This is a genomic window from Acidovorax delafieldii, assembly GCF_007993815.1.
Lineage (GTDB): Bacteria > Pseudomonadota > Gammaproteobacteria > Burkholderiales > Burkholderiaceae_C > Acidovorax > Acidovorax delafieldii.
Window position 1 is genome coordinate 12,301 of sequence record NZ_VJWE01000004.1, and the last position, 17,687, is coordinate 29,987.

The following is a 17,687-nucleotide window of genomic DNA, read 5'->3' on the forward strand; positions in this document are numbered from 1 at the left end:
AGCGCTTCTTTTCTATGTCTGGCGGAAATTTACATAAGCTGGACAGACCACCTCCCGAGGCTTTGCGGTGCGGGTGGCTGCAGCACTACCGGTCAAGCAGCAGACACCCCGGCGCCAAAACGCTTTTCGATGTACTGCTCGACGATGCGATGGAATTCATTGGCGATATCGTCACCGCGCAGGGTCATTGCCTTCTCGCCATCAATGAAGACAGGGGCGGCAGGCGCCTCACCCGTCCCCGGCAGACTGATTCCAATGTCTGCGTGCTTGCTTTCACCCGGGCCATTGACGATGCAGCCCATAACTGCAACCCGTAGCGATTCCACACCCGGATAACGCACGCGCCACACAGGCATTTGCGCACGCAGGAAATCGTCGATCTGCTTGGCCAGGTCCTGAAAGGTGGTGCTGGTGGTACGGCCACATCCCGGGCAAGCGGTAACGCTGGGCACAAAAACCCGCATGCCCAACGCCTGCAAGATTTCGGATGCCACAACCACCTCTTGGGTACGCGCCTCGCCGGGCTGGGGTGTCAACGACACACGAATCGTGTCGCCAATACCCTCTTGCAGCAGCACAGACAATGCGGCCGCCGAAGCCACCGTTCCCTTGGTACCCATACCGGCTTCGGTGAGACCCAGGTGCAAAGCGTAGTCGCAACGGCGTGCCAACTCGCGGTACACAGAGATCAAATCCTGCACTCCGCTGACTTTGCACGACAAGATGATCTGGTTGCCGTCCATCCCCATGGCCTCTGCACGACGCGCAGATTCAATGGCCGATGTGATGAGGGCCTCGTACATGACCTGACGAGCCTCCCATGGATTGCTGCGGCGGCTGTTCGTATCCATCAGCTCAGCCAGCAACTCCTGATCGAGACTGCCCCAGTTGACACCGATGCGCACAGCCTTGTTCCAGCGCATGGCAGCCTCGATCATTTGACCAAATTGCTTATCGCGCTTGTCACCTTTGCCCACATTGCCAGGGTTGATTCGGTACTTGGACAAAGCCTGGGCGCAGTCCGGAAACTCGGTGAGCAGGCGGTGTCCGTTGTAGTGAAAATCGCCCACCAAGGGAACGTTCTCACCCATGCGATCCAGTTGCTCTCGGATGTACGGTACCGCTGCAGCAGCTTCTGGCGTATTAACGGTGATGCGGACAAACTCCGACCCCGCCTGAGCGAGCTCCTTGACCTGAATCGCGGTCCCAATGGCATCGACGGTGTCGGTGTTGGTCATGGACTGCACGCGCACGGGAGCATCCCCCCCCACGGTCACCACACGCGAACCCCAGACAACTTTCGCTTGGCGCGAACGTCTAGGTAAGGGCGAAGCAATCGCCACCGGCCCAAAATCAATCGGGGAGTTTTCCACTATTTCACCTCGAAACGCGCCACGTTTTCACGGGCGACTGCCGTCAGATCAAACGGCTTTCCTCGAACAATCACTTCCGTCGCGTCAGCGCGACCGACAATCACCGCCAGGGGCGTGGGTGCCGACACCGATACCGACTCTCCCGCCGCCAGATTGCGTTGCAACGCCAGTGCACCATTGGCATCGCGAACTTGCACCCATGACGCACCGCGCGCGCGCAGCACCAGGGGACCGGAGGGAGCATCTGCCGCGCCATCAGCGGCCGAAACAGCGCCCGCAGACACGCCACTGCCAGCGGCAGCAGGCGCTGGAGGTGCAGCGGCAGGTGGCGCAGCAGACACAGGCACCGAAGCCGCCGAAGCAGCGGCGGGCGATGCAGAAATAGATGCATCGGCGGGGCGCTCCACCGTTGGTGGCACCACTGCAGGTGCAGGCTCGGAGGCATTGGCCGGCAAAGCATCTGGCACCGCAACGGGCACTGGATTGGAAGAATCCCCTGGCGTGGAATGCCGAGGGACAAAGAACAAAACCACAGCTCCCACCAACAGTGCGAGAACGACCAACACCACCGAACGCGAGCCGGAACCTGAACCCGCGAATGACGCCGAAGAGGACGACGAAGATTTGCCGGCACTACCCTTCACAGGTGCATTGATACCCGCGCTGTCCACAGACAGACGAGGACTTTGACTTTGGGGAAGCAAAGACAAAATGGGCGCTGGGTCAATTTTGAGGGTACGGCAAACACTCGAAGCCAGCGCGCGCACAAATACGGTGTCAGGCAGCACTGTGTAGTTATCTGCCTCCAGGGCTTCCAGCTTGCTGACGGGTACTTTCAACGCAACCGCCAGGGCTGCGATGTGCATGCCTGCCGCCTGCCGGGCCTCCTTGAGCAAGCCGCCCGCCGTCACTCCGCTCTCCACCACCTCACTCATTGAAAGCCCCACGTTCGTATGCACCCAGCTCCCTGGAATCCGGGAAGCGCTTGCGCAACTGAGCAGCCAGTTGCCTCATTGCCACGGTGTCGCCCAAAGCCCGCTCCACCTTGATGCCCAGCCACAACGATTCAGAGTTGGCGAAATCGCTGTTGTTGAGCCGTCGAATGTAAAACTGCGCACGCGACAACTCGTTGCGCCGCAGCAAGAGCGCTGCGAGGTGATAACCGACCACCGGATTCGCAGCATCGAATTCATAGGCCTTCAAGAAAGACTGTTCCGCTTCGGGAAACTGTCCCGCCCCTGACTGGCACAGGCCACGGGCCATCCACGTTTTGCCACGCGCTGTATAGGCGGGGTTGGCAATGGCTCGGACAAAATATTGGTCGGCCTCCACGAACTTTTGCTGCTGGCACATCAGCCAGCCATAGTTGTGCAGTACGTTGGAGTCATTTGCCCTTAGCGACAAGGCACGGCGGAAACTGTCTTCGGCCTGTGCATAGTCACTCAGGCGCATGTAAATCAGGCCACGAAGATTGAAAGCATCGGCATAAGAAGGATCTGCAGCCAGCGACTGCTTGACTTCATCCAGTGCGACCGCCGTTTGCCCCAATTCAAAATAGTTGGAGGCCAACTCCAGCCGGATGCGAGCGCGGCGCCGCGACTCAGGCTCATCGGACGGAGTCACCAAGCCTGCATCGGCGTCACTGACTGCAGACGATGCGTTTGTTGCACACCCCTGGAGCGCCCATATGCAAACCACCGCACTGCATGCCGTGAGTGTCCAGCGGCCAATATGCTGCCAGCGTCCAACCATTCCCGCCATGTAGAGCCTCCTTGAAGTTTGCCAACTGCCTGATCAAGTCACCGGTTTGAGCACGATTGTGCGCTGCTTTGCCATGCGTTCTGCGGCCCGGGTACGATCTTTGACATCCCCAGCCAATTGACCGCACGCCGCGTCAATGTCATCACCGCGCGTCTTGCGCACCGTGGTGATAATGCCCGCGTCACTGAGTATCTTGGCAAAGGCCTGCACCTGATTTTGCGGGGACCGCAACAGCCCTGATGCGGGAAACGGATTAAAAGGAATCAGATTGAACTTGCAGCGAATACCACTGCGCTTGACCAACTCGATCAGTTGGCGCGCATGCTCCGTCTGGTCATTAACACCATCAAGCATGCAGTATTCGAACGTGATGAAGTCACGGGGTGCATGCGCCAAATAGCGGTTGCAAGCGTCCAGCAACTCCTCGATCGGATACTTGCGATTGAGCGGAACCAGGTTGTCGCGCAGTGGGTCATTGGGTGCGTGCAGCGACACCGCCAATGCCACGGGACAGTCTTGCGCAAGGCGGTCCATCATGGGCACGACGCCCGATGTAGACACCGTCACGCGGCGGCGCGACAGGCCATACCCGTGATCGTCCAGCATTACTTTGAGCGCAGGTACTAATGCCGAATAGTTTTGCAGCGGCTCCCCCATGCCCATCATGACCACATTCGAGATCACACGGTCTTCAGTCTGCAAGCGCTTGCGCAGGGAGTGCTCTGCAAACCACAGCTGGGCGACGATCTCACCCGTCGTCAGATTGCGACTGAAACCCTGATGGCCCGTAGAACAGAAGCGGCAACCGACAGCGCAGCCCGCCTGCGATGACACACAGAGGGTTCCACGATCATCCTCCGGGATGAACACGGCTTCCACCGCGTTGCCATCACCCACATCAAACAGCCACTTCACAGTGCCGTCCGAGGACACATGCTCTGAAATAACGGGCAGTGACTCGACCTGCGCGCAGCCCTTGAGCTTGTCACGCAAGGCCTTGGCCAAGTCGCTCATGGCGTCGAAATCGCTGGCACCGCGCTGATGAATCCAACGAAACAGCTGGGTGGCGCGGAAGCGCTTTTCCCCAAGCCGCTCGCAAAACGCCGCCAGACCGTCGAGGTCGAATTCCAGCAGATTCGTGCTCATGGTGCCAAACCCACTGGAGACCAGGCATAGCTACCCCCATGACACTGGACTCCCACCAAGGTGGGTGCGGGCATGGGGAGCATCACCATCTCAGCGCGAGTAGATATTCAGGCCAGGGAAGAAGAATGCCACTTCGGCCTGTGCGGTTTCAGCGGCGTCGGAGCCGTGCACAGCGTTAGCGTCGATGCTGTCAGCGAAGTCGGCGCGGATGGTGCCAGCTTCTGCCTTCTTGGGGTCGGTTGCGCCCATGAGTTCACGGTTCTTGAGGATGGCGTTCTCGCCTTCCAGGGCCTGGATCATCACAGGGCCGGAGATCATGAAGTCCACCAGGTCCTTGAAGAAAGGACGCTCTTTGTGCACTGCATAGAACTGCTCGGCTTCCAGGCGCGACAGGTGGGCCATGCGGGCTGCCACGACCTTGAGGCCGGCAGCTTCAAAACGAGCGTAGATCTGACCGATGACGTTCTTGGCCACTGCGTCGGGCTTGATGATGGAGAGAGTGCGTTCGATTGCCATGTTGATTTCCTGAATGGTTGTTGCTGTGATTTGTTTGTCCACCGGACAAAGCCCTCGATTCTAACCGGGGAGCGTGAAGGCAGGCGCACTCAGCGCCCACCACCTCCGCGCCGGGGACCGCCGCCACCGGGGCGTCGTTTGTCCTGGCGGTGGCGCGAGAGGCTGTCCATGCCGATGTAGCCCACCGACGTTTTCATCGGATCGGGCTGTGCCGAGCCCCCACGCTGGCGATCGCCCCCTGCAGCGTTGTTGCCACGGGCAGGGCCCTGGCCGCCATCGCGGCGCGGCTTCTGGCCACGGGGGCCACCAGGGACGGCTGGCTGCGACATGTCCCGACGCGAGCCATCACCGCGTGGTCCACCACGGCCACGGTTGCGCGGCTTGCCATTGCGCCCGCCAGCACCAGCCCCTTCAGGACGTCCCTCAACAGGCTCGAGGCGCCCAGCACCTGCGGCCTGAACCAGTGCGCGGATATCACTCTCGTCCAGTTCCAGCCAGGCTCCGCGCTTGAGGCCGCGCGGCAGCACCATGGCACCGTAGCGGATGCGGATCAGGCGGCTGACCGCATGACCCACCGATTCGAGCATGCGGCGTACTTCACGGTTGCGGCCTTCGGAGATGGTGACCCGGTACCAGCAGTTGGAACCCTCTCCACCACCGTCCTCGATGGAACCAAACGATGCCATACCGTCATCCAGGCGCACGCCGTCCAGCAGTTTTTGTTTTTCCTCGTTGCTCAGAGCACCCAGCACCCGAACGGCGTACTCGCGCTCCAACCCAAAGCGTGGATGCATCAGTTTGTTCGCCAGCTCGCCCGAGCTGGTGAACAGCAAGAGACCCTCCGTGTTCAGGTCCAGGCGTCCTACCGACTGCCACTTGCCCTGCATGAGCCGGGGCAGCTTGCGAAAGACGGTGGGTCGATTCTGGGGATCGTCATGGGTCACGACCTCGCCCACAGGTTTGTGATATGCGATTACGCGCGCCGGAGGGGGGTCGATGCGATAGCGGATCGGCTTGCCGTTGACCTTGACCTGATCGCCAAACTGAATGCGCTGTCCGATGTGAGCAGGTTCGTTGTTGACCGAGATCCGCCCCTCCAGGATCAATTGCTCCATCTCCAGCCGCGATCCCAGCCCTGCCTGGGCCAGCACCTTGTGCAGTTTAGGTGTCTCGACCTGCGGCAGCAGCACCCGCTTCTGCGGCACCGCGTCTGCGGAGGCATCTTCCTCGTCGAAACGACCGGACACTACATCCTCAAACTGATAGCCCTCCACGACAGCGGCAGCTCTGCGCTTGTCGCGCCCTGCCCCATCAGGACGCTGAGGCCGTTCACGAGATTCGCCACGAGGGGGGTGCCCTGCCTGCCGAGTATTGCCCTCGCCTTCGGCCGCCGATACGACCGCCTCAGGAGATATCGAGTCCATGGCGACCGCCTGCACCTGGGCCAAAGGCACCTCTGGCGCTGCAGCTTCCAACACAGGCGCCGAAGTACCGACCTGCATCGCCACCACAGCTTCAGGCACCGCTTCCTCGGCAAGGACAGCTTCCGCCTTTTTGCGAGGAGCCCGCTTGGCAGCCGGCTTTTTGGCAGCAGGTACCGTATCAGCGGCATTCAACCCAGGCACTTCGGCCGGATTTTCGGAGGTCGAGTCGTTCATCAAGTATTTCCCTGGATACCACCCGGGGTATCAACATGGTCGTCGCGGAGATCAGTCTCCACATTCTGAAAAAAATCATCCACGGGCCGCTTACTACCCGTATCAGTCACAGCCTCCACAGACTCCACTGGCTCTTGCCCACCGACTTCGTGCGGCAAAACCGCCAGCAGATCAGGCTCACCCCCAATGACTCCCTGGGCGGCGGCTGCCATGGCTTCGAGCACATTCGCATTGCCTGTCGGGTCATCGAGCACCGGCAGTTGGTCCAGAGACTGCAGGCCCATATCGTCCAGAAACTGGCGGGTCGTGGCGAACAACGCCGGGCGCCCCACCGTTTCTCGGTGGCCAATGACCTCCACCCAACCCCGGTCTTCCAACTGTTTGATGATCAGGCTGTTGACCGTCACACCCCGAATGTCCTCGATATCCCCACGCGTGACCGGTTGCCGATAGGCAATGATGGCCAAGGTTTCCATGGTGGCCCGGGTGTAGCGGGGCGGTTTTTCGGGATGCAGACGGTCCAGGTATTCACGCATTTCAGGACGGCTCTGGAAGCGCCATCCCGTCGCCACCTGTACCAGCTCCACCCCACGCTGCGCCCAATCAAGCTGCAGTTCCTGCAATAGCACCTTGAGGGTGTCGGACCCCAGCGCGTCATTGAACAGCACCCGCAACTCGCGCACAGGCACGGGCTGCTGCGCGCAGATCAACGCAGTTTCGAGGACCCTTTTGGCATCCACCGTGTTCATGGTTCAGCGATTCCTGGAAAAGTGCCACGCGTTGCAACGGGTGTCACATCAACAGCAGGGGCAATCATTGGTGCACCGCGCAATGGCGCTGGTGCGTTGGTAGAGCCCGGCGGGATTCCGGCTGCGGGCTAGGGCCGTCACGGCCGTTCAGGGCGCATTGTAGCCCAGGCCCCATTCTGACAGCGCCCGGCGCATATCGTCGGGTACAGGGGCACGGAACTCCAGAGGATCCCCCGTCACCGGATGCGCAAAAGCCAACCGGTAGGCGTGCAGGGCCTGGCGTTGCAAGGCCCCGACCGGCGCGCCACCGTACAAGGCATCGCCCACCAAAGGATGGCGCAGAGATGCCATGTGCACACGAATCTGGTGCGTGCGCCCGGTGTGCAAGGTGCACTGCACCCAGCAACCACCCTCGCTTCCCTCCAGACACAGGAAATCCGTGCGGGCGGTTTTGCCAGGGTGTACCGCCAAGTCCACCACCGCCATGCGCAGGCGATTGCGAGGGTCCCGCCCGATGGGGGCATCCACCGAGCGGGTCGCCCCCCCCGTCCAGGCGCCATGCGCCATGGCCACGTACTGGCGCTTGACCTTGCGCTCGGCAATCAGCGCCACCAGGGCGTCCATGGTCGCACGGTCCCGGGCGACCACCATAAGACCGCTGGTGTCCTTGTCCAGGCGGTGAACGATACCAGCCCGTGGCACCCGCAGTGCCTTGTCGTCGCGGGCCAGCAGGCCGTTGAGCAAGGTGCCGCTCCAGTTGCCTGGCGCAGGGTGCACCACCAAGCCTGCGGGCTTGTTCACCACCAGCAAGTGCTCGTCTTCGTACACCACATCAATCGCCATGGGCTCAGGCCGGAAGGCCTGGCTTTGGAGGGTGGGCCGCATCTCCAGCACCACCAGGTCACCGGCCTTGACCCGCGCGGCTGCCTTGAGAGCAGGCTTGCCATTGAGGCTGACCAGCCCCTGGGCCAGCAATTGCTGGAGATAGCTGCGGGAGAACTCGGGAACCAGCTCTACCAGCGCACGATCCAGCCGCTCGGCGTGCTGGCCTGGGCCCATCTGCAACGAGCGCAGCTCGCTGTCCGCGTCGGCCAGGGCTTCCGATTCATCGGCCAGCAGGAGGGAATCGCCCTCCTGCGCTGTCGTCGCCTCAGACGCTTCGGGACCACCTCCCGGCGAGTGATCCGCCATCGGACTCAACGGGATGGCAGATAGCGTGTGGGATCGACAGGCTTGCCCTGCCGGCGGATTTCAAAGTGCAGCTTGACGCGGTCTGCGTCGGTGTTGCCCATCTCGGCGATCTTCTGGCCCTTGCGCACCGCCTGGTCTTCCTTGACCAACAGGGTCTGGTTGTGTGCGTAAGCGGTGAGGAACGTGTTGTTGTGCTTCAGGATGACCAGGTTGCCATAGCCGCGCAGACCGGCTCCGGCATAGACCACACGGCCATCCGCCGCCGCCAGTACCGGGTCACCCGCCTTGCCGGCAATGTCGAAGCCCTTGTTGCGTGCCTCGTCAAACCCGGCAATCAGCGAACCCGATGCAGGCCAGATGAACGCCAACTCATCCTCGCCCGCTGGCGCTGCCGCAGGTGCCGGCGTGGCTGGCGCCACCGCCACCACCGTGCCCGACGCAGCAGAGGCAGCAGGCTTGGCGCCGCTGGCGGCCGATGCAGGAGCCGCAGCCGGCGTGCTGGCTGGAGCGACGGAGGATGATGTGACCGGGCGTGTCACCACCCCGCTCTCAGAGGCCACCACCGCCGGGGCAGCGGACGGCGGAAGCACGCGCAGCACCTGACCGACTTCGATCAGGTTGGCGTTTTCCAGATTGTTCCAGCGGGCGATGTCTTTCCAGCTTTGCCCAGACTCCAGGCCGATGCGAATCAGGGTATCCCCAGGCTTGACCGTGTAGTAACCCGGCTTGCCGGCGTTTTCTGCACCAGGCAGAGGCTTTATGGGGGTACCCACCACCACGCCCGGCTGTGCTGCGGGCGCTGGGGCAGAAGACGACGAAGAGGTGCCCCGATCTTCCACAGGAGCCTTGTTCATGCGGGTGCCACAGCCGGAGAGCACCAGCCCCGCCATTGCCACGGTAAAACCCACCACAAGACCACGCGATACGAACATAAGCAATTCCCTTTACGCAATCCCCGATTTTAGGGGGACAAAATGCACGGGTTCGAGCACGTTTTGTTTCAATCCGTGCGGGGTTTTGTCGATCACCAGCAACATTTGCTGCCCGCCGGTCAGTGCCATGGGTGCCACCAGGCGCCCCCCCACGGCCAATTGATCACACCAGGCCAGGGGCACAGCATCGCCCCCGGCTGCGGCAATGATGGCCGCGTACGGAGCACCTTTGGCATAGCCGAGCATGCCGTCGCCAAACAGCAGGTGCACGTTGGCCAGGCGGAACGGCCGCAAGTTGTCGCGTGCCTTGTCGTGCAGGCCACGCAGGCGCTCCAGCGTGTACACCTCGCGGGCCAGCAGGCTCAGCACTGCAGCCTGGTAGCCGCAGCCCGTCCCAATTTCCAGCACACGGCCCAGCCCGCCATGGCGTGCGCTCTCTGCGCCAAGCAGCAGCTCACACATGCGAGCCACCACGCTGGGCTTGGAGATGGTCTGGCCCAAGCCTATCGGCAGGCTGGTGTCTTCGTAGGCCTGGTTGACCAGGGCACTGTCCACAAACCGGTGACGCTCCACAGCGCCCATGGCCTGCAGCACGGGGGCCAACGTGATGCCGCCCGCCGCCAGTTTTTGCACCATCCGCGCCCTGACGGCCGACGAATCCAGCCCCACTCCGGCAGGTGCCGCGGCCACCGCCGGCTTCCGTTGTGCGGGGGAAGACGGCGCTACCGCCGGCTTGCCCATAGCGGCGTTACCGGACACCGGCAGCTTGGCCGGAAACCCCGGGCGGCGCTGCATCACGCCCCGGGGGCGGCAGCCGCCCCCGCCGCCAAACGGGCGGCGGTCTGCGCCCAGTAGCCGAGGTTGTCATGATCGGTCAGATCCACCTTGAGGGGCGTGATGGACACATGGCCCTGGGCCGTGGCATGAAAGTCCGTGCCTTCTGCATCGTCCTTGGCAGCACCAGCACCGCCGATCCAGTACATGGCTTCGCCCCGGGGGCTTTCCTGCACGATGACCCGTTCCGCCGCATGGCGGCGCCCCAGGCGGCACAGCTTGGCTGGGCGCAAGGCCTCCAGCGGCATGTTGGGGATGTTCACATTGAGCAGCCACGGGGTTTCGTTGACCAGTTGCTGCGCACGCATCTGCGCCACCAGTTCACGCGCCTTGGCCGCAGCGGCCTCCAGCTCGGCCCAGCCCTTGTCCACTTGTGAAAAAGCGATGGCCGGAACGCCAAAGAGATATCCCTCCATGGCCGCACCCACCGTGCCGGAATAGATGGTGTCGTCGCCCATGTTGGCGCCATTGTTGATGCCCGATACCACCAGGTCGGGCCGGTAGCCAAGCAAGCCAGTCAGCGCGATGTGCACGCAGTCTGCCGGGGTGCCGTTCACATAGCGAAAACCATTCGCCGCCTTGTGCACATACAGCGGTGAATGCAGTGTCAGCGCGTTGGACTTGGCACTGTTGTTATGTTCTGGCGCAACGACCTCCACCTCGACCCCGTCGAGGGTCTTGAGCGCATCATGCAGCGCGACGATGCCGGGGGCCTGGAAGCCGTCGTCATTGGAAATCAGGATCTTCATGGTCTGGGTAGGGGTTGCAACGGATTGTAGGTGGGCAGGCCATTGCTGCGCCCGAGGGCGCCAGAGAAGCCGCCGCCGCAGCCCGTCGCTCGTGGGACATCCGGCACGCCAGCGCCCCACCTATCATGCGGGCCATCATTGACAAGACCGACCGACAGGAGACTTCCCCATGCATGCCTGGCTTTGCACCAACCCCACCGGCGTCGAGGCACTTGCCTGGACGGAGCTGCCCACCCCCACCCCCAAGGCGGGCGAGGTGCTCATCGAGATCAAGGCCGCCAGCCTGAACTTCCCCGACCTGCTGATCGTGCAGAACAAGTACCAGATGAAGCCGCCGCTGCCCTTTGTGCCCGGCTCGGAATACGCGGGCGTGGTGGCTGCCGTAGGCGAAGGCGTCACGCACCTCAAGGTCGGCCAGAACGTGGCCTGCCTGTCGGGCACCGGCGGCTTTGGCACCCACACCATTGCCCCCGCAGCCCTGTGCATGCCGTTGCCAGACGGCTTTTCGCATGTCGATGCAGCCGCTTTCATCATGATCTACGCCACATCGCACCATGCGCTGGTGGACCGCGCACAGCTCAAGGCGGGCGAGACCGTGCTGGTGCTGGGCGCTGCCGGGGGCGTGGGCACGGCCGCCATCCAGATCGCCAAGGCCATGGGCGCACGTGTGATCGCTGCCGCATCCAGCGACGAAAAGTGCGCGCTGTGCACTTCCATCGGAGCCGACGCGACCATCAACTACAGCAAGGACAACCTGCGCGAGGCCATCAAGACCCTCACGGACGGCAAGGGCCCCGACGTGATCTATGACCCCGTGGGTGGCGACTTTGCCGAGCCCGCGTTCCGCTCCATCGCCTGGCGCGGCCGCTATCTGGTGGTCGGGTTTGCGTCCGGCCCCATCCCGGCCCTGCCGTTCAACCTGGCGCTGCTCAAGGGCGCGTCCATCGTGGGCGTGTTCTGGGGCGACTTTGCCAAGCGCGAACCCAAGGCCAACGCCGCCATGATGGGCGAGCTGGCACAGTGGTATGCCCAGGGCAAGATCAAACCCGTGATCGACCGCACCATGCCCATGGCCGAGCTGCCCGCCGCCTACGCCCACATGGGCTCGCGCGGGGTGATGGGCAAGCTGGTCATGGTGAACTGACGGCCAGCCGCCCCCTTGGGAACGTGTGGGCAGATCTCGCAATGGGTCCTCCCCATGTTCCTGGCTGACATACCCGTGTGGCCCGGTGTGCCAGCACGCACAGCGCCTTGCCTGTGTCACACTTGTGCATTCCAGCCTCCTGACACTGGTGCCCGCCCATGGCCGACCGACCACCTTCCGAGATCGCGCGCGAGACGCTCAAACAACTGGCCGCTCGCCGACTGGCCCCCACGCCAGACAACTACCTCGCGATCTACGATGAAATAGCGGGCATCCGCAGCCCGCAGCCTTTCCCCGAGGGACCGCTGAGCAGCATCCAGCGTGTGCTGCCCGGCCAGACACCTGCGCAAAAACGCCTGCTGGGCCAGTTCGAACGCGCCATCATCACCAAGGACTGGACATCGCTGCAAAGCGTGATGGTGGGTTACGCCAACCTGGGTCTGCACCCGGCCACTGCCTCCAAACCCATCGAGGTGGCCGATGCGCCCACCGCACTGGGCGAACTGCCCGCCGAGTTTGCCGAAGCCCTGGCCCGCCTCATCGACAACACCCTGCCCGCCCTGGGTGACGACGATCCCCGCGTCATCGACATGGCGCAGCAGCTCATCACTTTTCTGCGCGAACCCACGCCCCTGGTGACCACCGCGCAGCTCATGCTGGGCAACTTCAGCTACCGCCTGTCGTTCGCCACCGAAGAACAAGCCTCCATCCGCGCGAGCCTGCTCGAGCTGCTGCACATGATCTTCGAGAACATCGCCGTGCTCAGCGTGGACGACCGCTGGCTGCAGGGCCAGGCCGAGGCGCTGATGAGTGCCTCGACCCCGCCCCTGACGCTGCGGCGGCTGGACGATGTGCAGCGCCGCCTCAAGGACGTGATCTTCAAGCAGACCGAAGCCAAGGCGCGGTCGCTGGAGGCGCAAGAGCAGATGAAGGAAATGCTGGCCACCTTCATCGAGCGGCTGGCGCGCATCACCGCATCCAGCACCAGCTACCAGGGCACCATGGAGCGTTGCGCCGACCTGATCGGCAAGGCCAGTACGCTGCAAGAGATTGCCCCGGTGCTGCAGGAGGTGATGAGCGCCACCCGCGCCATGGCGCTCGACAGCCGCGTGACCCACGATGAGCTGCAGGACCTGCGCGAGCGCACCGAGGCCAAGCGTGCCGAGGTCGCCAAGCTGCAGGAAGAACTGGACCGCGCCAGCGCCCAGGCCCGCCACGACCCGCTGACGGGCAGCCTCAACCGCAAGGGCCTGGACGAGGCTGTGGAACGCGAGATCGCCCGCGCCCGCCGCCTGGGCTCGTCCCTGTGCCTGGCACTGCTGGACGTGGACAACTTCAAGACCATCAATGACCGGCTGGGCCATGCCGGGGGCGACGCCGCCCTGGTGCACCTGGCACAGGTCACGCGCGAAGTCATGCGGCCACAGGACCTGCTTGCCCGCTATGGCGGCGAAGAGTTCGTGATCGTGCTGCCCGACACCACGGTCGAAGCCGGCGTGGCGGCCATGACACGCCTGCAGCGCGAACTGACCACGCGCTTCTTCTTGCAAGGCACCGAGAAGGTGCTCATCACCTTCAGCGCGGGCGTGGCCCAGTTGAGTGACAGCGAGAGCGCCACCGACGCGATTGTCCGGGCCGACCAGGCGATGTATCTGGCCAAACGCTCGGGCAAGAACCGGGTGATGGCGGCGTGAGCAGGAACACCCCCCTGAGGCGCTGCGCGCCTTCCCCCCGCTCTCGCAGCGCTACGCGATGCGGGCAGGGGGACGCCGCCAGCGCGGCGGGGCGGCCCTTGCGCGGCGGCCACTGGTCTGGGCTGCGTCAGTTGCTAAGCACGGCTGCCCGACGCAAAGGGCAGCTGAATTGACATCCGAGCAAAGACGGCAGTTCCTGCGCAACGCAACCCTGGCTGCCTCCGTCGCCACCCTCCCCCGCTGGGCCTGGAGCAATCCGCCCGCGCTGCAAAACAACCCCTTTGCCCTTGGCGTCGCCAGTGGGGACCCGGCGCCTGATGGCATGGTGCTCTGGACGCGGCTCTTGCTCGTCGATCCAGCGCAGATGCTGAGCACCCACACCGTGCGGTGGGAGGTGGCGCACGACGCTGGGTTTGCCCAGATCGTGCAAAAGGGCGAGGCCACTGCGCTGCCCGCGCTGGGCCACAGCGTGCATGTGGAGCTGCAAGGCCTGCAACCCGCACGCTGGTACCACTACCGCTTCATGCTGGGCGACGCGGTGAGCGCCACGGGCCGCACGCGCACCGCGCCTGCGGTGGGCGACATGCCCGGGGCGCTGCGGGTGGCGTTTGCCTCGTGCCAGCGCTGGGAGCATGGGCACTACGCGGCCTGGCGCCATCTGGCCGCTGACCAGCCAGACCTGGTGCTGTTCCTGGGCGACTACATCTACGAATACGCCACACCCAAAACCACCACCGATCTGGCGCGCACCCACAGCCTGCGCCACGCCACCACGCTGGCCGACTACCGCGACCGCTACGCCCTGCACAAGAGCGACCCGGCCCTGCAGCTAGCCCACGCCACCTGCCCGTGGGCCGTGACCTGGGACGACCACGAGGTGCAAAACGACTACGCCGCCGATGCGGGCCGGGGCGAAGGCCCGGGCAGCGCCGCCTTTCTGGCCCAGCGCAGCGCGGCCTGGCAGGCGTTTTACGAGAACATGCCGCTGCGCACGACCAGCCTCCGGGGCCCCGCGTCCGCCACCGGCTGGGACACGCTACAGATTTACCGCCGCCTGCGCTGGGGCCGACTGGCGCACATCCACCTGCTCGACAGCCGCCAGTACCGCAGCTGGCAGGCCTGCCGCACACCCGAGGCCAGCAGCGCACCCGCCGTGCGCCCCGCCGACTGCGCAGAGCTGGGCCAGCCACAGCGCACCCTGCTGGGCAGCACGCAAGAGCGTTGGCTGGACGCGGGCCTGGCCGCCGACACAGCCAGCGCACAGGCCACGCGCTGGAGCGTGATCGCACAGCAGACGCTGTTCTCGCCGCGCCACTACCCCTCTGGCACGGTGCCCACAGACGCCTGGGACGGCTACCCCGCTGCACGCCAGCGCCTGCTGCAATCCGTAGCCCGGCACACGCCGCGCAACACGGTGCTGCTGGGCGGAGACATCCACCAGAACTACGTCTGCCGCGTGCATGCCGATGCCGCTCGCGCCGACTCGGCCGTGGTGGCCAGCGAGTTCTGTGGCACGTCCATCAGTTCGCGGTCGGGCACCACGCAGGCCAAGGTGGACGCCATCGTTCGCCACAACCCGCATGTGCTGCTGGCACGCTGCGACCAGCGCGGCTATGGCCTGGCCGACATCACCCCCACGCGCTGGTCCACCACGCTGCGTGTGGTGGACGACCCGCTGCGCGCTGACAGCGGCGCCTCCACGCTCGCCCGGTTTGTGGTGGAAGACGGCCGCGCAGGGCCCCAGGCGGCCTGAGGCGACCGGGGAAGGCGTGACCCGACCCGCCGGGCAGGCGAGCCCCCGGTCGTTGCGCCCCGCCAGGGCCCCGGGATGGCCTGTGAACCGCCGCTGACGGTCGGTAACAACTATCTTTTTGATAGCTGCTCAGGCATATTGCATTAGCGCTACCGCCGCAAAACACCTTCAATCGGTGCACAAACCCCAGGGGTAGCCTCCTGCACGCCCTCGCAGGCTGCAGCAAGGCCCCTTACCATGGCCGCTTCGCTGCTTGCACCCACAGGAGACCCGCATGTCACCCACTGCCCTGCCTGCCACGTCGCACCTGCGCCGCCCGTTCAGTCGCAACCTGCTGGCCCCTGCGGCCATCGCCACCCTGATGGCCCTGACAGGTTGCGCCGGTGCGCCATCCCAGTTCGCCTACACCGTGCCCGCCCAGCCCGAGGGTTCGTCCGGCTACACCGAAAAACCGGGCTGGGCCACGGAGAAGTTTGCCGTGGCTGCTGCCAACCCGCTGGCCACCGATGCGGGTTATCAGATCCTCAAGGCCGGCGGCTCGGCCGTCGATGCGGCCATTGCCGTGCAGATGGTGCTGACGCTGGTGGAGCCCCAGTCCAGCGGCATCGGCGGCGGCGCCTTCCTGCTGCACAGCAACGGCAAGCTGGTGGAGGCCTACGATGGCCGCGAAACCGCGCCCGCTGCCGCCGATGAAAAACTCTTCCTGGGTGCCGACGGCAAGCCCGTGCCGTTCTACGACGGTGTGGTGGGCGGCCGCTCGGTGGGTGTGCCCGGCACCGTTCGCATGCTGGAGCTGGCGCACAAGCAGCACGGCAAGCTGCCCTGGGCCACGCTGTTCCAGCCCGCCATCACCCTGGCCGAGGGCGGCTTCAAGGTCAGCGCAAGGCTCAACACCCTGGTCAAGGCCGACGCCCACCTCAAGAAGGACCCCGTGGCCGCCGCCTATTTCTACAAGGCCGACGGCGACGCGCGCGATGTGGGCGTGAACCTGCGCAACCCCGAGCTGGCCGCCGTGTTGCGCAAGATTGCCGCTGAAGGCAGCAAAGCCCTGCACGAAGGCGAGGTCGCCCAGGCCATCGTGGACAAGGTGCAAAAGCACCCCACCAACCCCGGCAAGCTCAGCCTGGCCGATCTGGCTGGCTACCAGCCCAAGAAGCGCGAGGCGCTGTGCCACGACTACCAGGTGGCCAGCAAGGACTACCGCGTGTGCGGCTTTCCACCGCCCAGCTCCGGAGCCATCGCCATCGGGCAGATCCTGGGCATCCTGAAAAACACCGACGCCGCCGCCAAGCCCCTGCAGGACGGCATCCCATCGGCCGACTGGCTGCACCTGTACACCGAAGCCGCTCGCCTGGCCTTTGCCGACCGCGCGCTGTATGTGGCCGACCCCGACTTTGTGCAGCCGCCCGCCGGCAGCTGGACCAGCCTGCTCGCGCCCGCCTACCTGGCCGAGCGCGCCAAGCTCATCGGCACCCAGAGCATGAAGGTCGCCCAGCCCGGCAACCCCGGCGCCGTCAAGACGGGCTTTGCGCCCATGCCCGACCAGCCTGAATACGGCACCAGCCACATCAGCATCGTCGATGCGTTTGGCAACGCGGTCGCCATGACCACCACCATCGAAGACCAGTTCGGTGCGCGGCTGATGGTGAAAGGCTTCCTGCTCAACAACGAACTCACCGACTTCAGCTTCGCCCCCACCGACGCGCAAGGCCAGCCCATTGCCAACCGCGTGCAGCCCGGCAAGCGCCCGCGCTCGTCCATGGCACCCACGCTGGTGTTCGACAAAGCCACGGGCGAGCTCTTGATGAGCGGCGGCAGCCCCGGCGGCGCGGCCATCATCCACTACACGGCCAAGACGCTGTATGGCGTCTTCAACTGGGGCCTGATGCCGCAGCAGGCCATCAACCTGCCCAACTTCGGCTCGATGAACGGCCCGACGCTGCTGGAAGAAAAACGCTTCCCACCCGCCACCGTCGAGGCCCTGCGCGCCCGGGGTGCCGAGGTGCGCGAGATGAACATGACCAGCGGCCTGCAAGCCATCACACGCGGCCAGGCGCATGGCAAGAAGCTGTGGATGGGCGGGGCCGATCCACGCCGCGAGGGCGTGGTGATGGGCGACTGAGAGCCAGCCCTGCGCGGCCCACCACGGTGCTGCGCGCCGAGTGCGCAGCCGCCTGGGCGGACATG

At 64.6% G+C, this 17,687-nt stretch carries 15 protein-coding genes and 1 pseudogene; 4 read left to right on the forward strand and 12 right to left on the reverse strand.

What is annotated here, in order from left to right; translation table 11 throughout:
* Positions 1–92: 92 nt before the first annotated feature.
* The 12 genes and pseudogenes from ispG to surE all read right to left on the reverse strand — a co-directional run bounded on the left by ispG (position 93) and on the right by surE (position 10,909).
* Entirely contained in the window at positions 93–1,373 is a 1,281-nt protein-coding gene (gene ispG / locus ATF69_RS02055) for a flavodoxin-dependent (E)-4-hydroxy-3-methylbut-2-enyl-diphosphate synthase (RefSeq protein WP_056061984.1), read from the reverse strand.
* Positions 1,373–1,840 (reverse strand): RodZ domain-containing protein, encoded by a 468-nt coding sequence (locus tag ATF69_RS23205; RefSeq protein ID WP_244303640.1) that lies wholly within the window; start codon positions 1,838–1,840, stop codon positions 1,373–1,375. The genes ispG and ATF69_RS23205 overlap by 1 nt, the downstream gene beginning before the upstream one ends.
* 303 nt (positions 1,841–2,143) lie before the next feature.
* Positions 2,144–2,308: pseudogene (locus tag ATF69_RS23380) on the reverse strand (helix-turn-helix domain-containing protein); the annotation flags it as partial.
* Positions 2,301–3,134, reverse strand: a complete 834-nt coding sequence (gene pilW / locus ATF69_RS02065; RefSeq protein ID WP_146869761.1) for a type IV pilus biogenesis/stability protein PilW — start codon at positions 3,132–3,134, stop codon at positions 2,301–2,303. The gene pilW and the pseudogene ATF69_RS23380, both read right to left, overlap by 8 nt.
* Positions 3,135–3,167: 33 nt before the next feature.
* On the reverse strand, positions 3,168–4,280 hold the full coding sequence (gene rlmN, locus ATF69_RS02070) for a dual-specificity RNA methyltransferase RlmN (protein WP_099729838.1): 1,113 nt from the start codon (positions 4,278–4,280) through the stop codon (positions 3,168–3,170).
* Positions 4,281–4,370: 90 nt separating this feature from the next.
* Positions 4,371–4,796, reverse strand: a complete 426-nt coding sequence (ndk, locus tag ATF69_RS02075) for a nucleoside-diphosphate kinase (protein WP_008905954.1) — start codon at positions 4,794–4,796, stop codon at positions 4,371–4,373.
* An 89-nt stretch (positions 4,797–4,885) separates the two neighbouring features.
* A complete protein-coding gene (locus ATF69_RS02080) occupies positions 4,886–6,454 on the reverse strand; it encodes a pseudouridine synthase (RefSeq protein WP_146869762.1) in 1,569 nt (522 codons plus the stop codon).
* Entirely contained in the window at positions 6,454–7,203 is a 750-nt protein-coding gene (gene scpB, locus ATF69_RS02085; protein ID WP_060986454.1) for an SMC-Scp complex subunit ScpB, read from the reverse strand. Before scpB ends, ATF69_RS02080 begins: the two co-directional genes overlap by 1 nt.
* Positions 7,204–7,350: 147 nt before the next feature.
* Positions 7,351–8,394, reverse strand: coding sequence for an RluA family pseudouridine synthase (locus tag ATF69_RS02090; RefSeq protein WP_146869763.1), 1,044 nt, complete (start codon positions 8,392–8,394; stop codon positions 7,351–7,353).
* Positions 8,395–8,399: 5 nt separating this feature from the next.
* Positions 8,400–9,326 carry a peptidoglycan DD-metalloendopeptidase family protein gene (locus ATF69_RS02095; RefSeq protein WP_146869764.1) on the reverse strand — a complete coding sequence of 309 codons (927 nt, stop codon included), beginning with the start codon at positions 9,324–9,326 and terminating at the stop codon, positions 8,400–8,402.
* Positions 9,327–9,338: 12 nt separating this feature from the next.
* Positions 9,339–10,121 (reverse strand): protein-L-isoaspartate(D-aspartate) O-methyltransferase, encoded by a 783-nt coding sequence (locus ATF69_RS02100; RefSeq protein WP_146869765.1) that lies wholly within the window; start codon positions 10,119–10,121, stop codon positions 9,339–9,341.
* Positions 10,121–10,909: a 5'/3'-nucleotidase SurE gene (surE, locus tag ATF69_RS02105; RefSeq protein ID WP_099729832.1), complete on the reverse strand. Its 789-nt coding sequence runs from the start codon at positions 10,907–10,909 to the stop codon at positions 10,121–10,123. Before surE ends, ATF69_RS02100 begins: the two co-directional genes overlap by 1 nt.
* A 169-nt stretch (positions 10,910–11,078) precedes the next feature.
* Between surE and ATF69_RS02110 the strand changes: the two genes are divergently transcribed.
* The 4 genes from ATF69_RS02110 to ATF69_RS02125 all read left to right on the forward strand — a co-directional run bounded on the left by ATF69_RS02110 (position 11,079) and on the right by ATF69_RS02125 (position 17,622).
* Positions 11,079–12,053, forward strand: coding sequence for an NADPH:quinone oxidoreductase family protein (locus tag ATF69_RS02110; protein ID WP_056743289.1), 975 nt, complete (start codon positions 11,079–11,081; stop codon positions 12,051–12,053).
* Positions 12,054–12,211: 158 nt separating this feature from the next.
* Complete coding sequence (locus ATF69_RS02115; protein ID WP_146869766.1) at positions 12,212–13,747, forward strand: GGDEF domain-containing protein; 1,536 nt, start codon at positions 12,212–12,214, stop codon at positions 13,745–13,747.
* 169 nt (positions 13,748–13,916) lie between these two features.
* Positions 13,917–15,500, forward strand: coding sequence for an alkaline phosphatase D family protein (locus ATF69_RS02120; protein ID WP_146869767.1), 1,584 nt, complete (start codon positions 13,917–13,919; stop codon positions 15,498–15,500).
* Between the two features lie 274 nt (positions 15,501–15,774).
* Complete coding sequence (locus ATF69_RS02125; protein ID WP_146869768.1) at positions 15,775–17,622, forward strand: gamma-glutamyltransferase family protein; 1,848 nt, start codon at positions 15,775–15,777, stop codon at positions 17,620–17,622.
* Positions 17,623–17,687: the final 65 nt, after the last annotated feature.

What these genes read in the sequence shown, in the direction of transcription:
- pilW (WP_146869761.1), bottom strand. Translation starts at nt 3,134, where the DNA reads ATGGCGGGAATGGTTGGACGCTGGCAGCATATTGGCCGCTGGACACTC.
- rlmN (WP_099729838.1), bottom strand. Translation starts at nt 4,280, where the DNA reads ATGAGCACGAATCTGCTGGAATTCGACCTCGACGGTCTGGCGGCGTTT.
- ndk (WP_008905954.1), bottom strand. Translation starts at nt 4,796, where the DNA reads ATGGCAATCGAACGCACTCTCTCCATCATCAAGCCCGACGCAGTGGCC.
- ATF69_RS02080 (WP_146869762.1), bottom strand. Translation starts at nt 6,454, where the DNA reads ATGAACGACTCGACCTCCGAAAATCCGGCCGAAGTGCCTGGGTTGAAT.
- scpB (WP_060986454.1), bottom strand. Translation starts at nt 7,203, where the DNA reads ATGAACACGGTGGATGCCAAAAGGGTCCTCGAAACTGCGTTGATCTGC.
- ATF69_RS02090 (WP_146869763.1), bottom strand. Translation starts at nt 8,394, where the DNA reads ATGGCGGATCACTCGCCGGGAGGTGGTCCCGAAGCGTCTGAGGCGACG.
- ATF69_RS02095 (WP_146869764.1), bottom strand. Translation starts at nt 9,326, where the DNA reads ATGTTCGTATCGCGTGGTCTTGTGGTGGGTTTTACCGTGGCAATGGCG.
- ATF69_RS02100 (WP_146869765.1), bottom strand. Translation starts at nt 10,121, where the DNA reads ATGCAGCGCCGCCCGGGGTTTCCGGCCAAGCTGCCGGTGTCCGGTAAC.
- surE (WP_099729832.1), bottom strand. Translation starts at nt 10,909, where the DNA reads ATGAAGATCCTGATTTCCAATGACGACGGCTTCCAGGCCCCCGGCATC.
- ATF69_RS02110 (WP_056743289.1), top strand. Translation starts at nt 11,079, where the DNA reads ATGCATGCCTGGCTTTGCACCAACCCCACCGGCGTCGAGGCACTTGCC.
- ATF69_RS02115 (WP_146869766.1), top strand. Translation starts at nt 12,212, where the DNA reads ATGGCCGACCGACCACCTTCCGAGATCGCGCGCGAGACGCTCAAACAA.
- ATF69_RS02125 (WP_146869768.1), top strand. Translation starts at nt 15,775, where the DNA reads ATGTCACCCACTGCCCTGCCTGCCACGTCGCACCTGCGCCGCCCGTTC.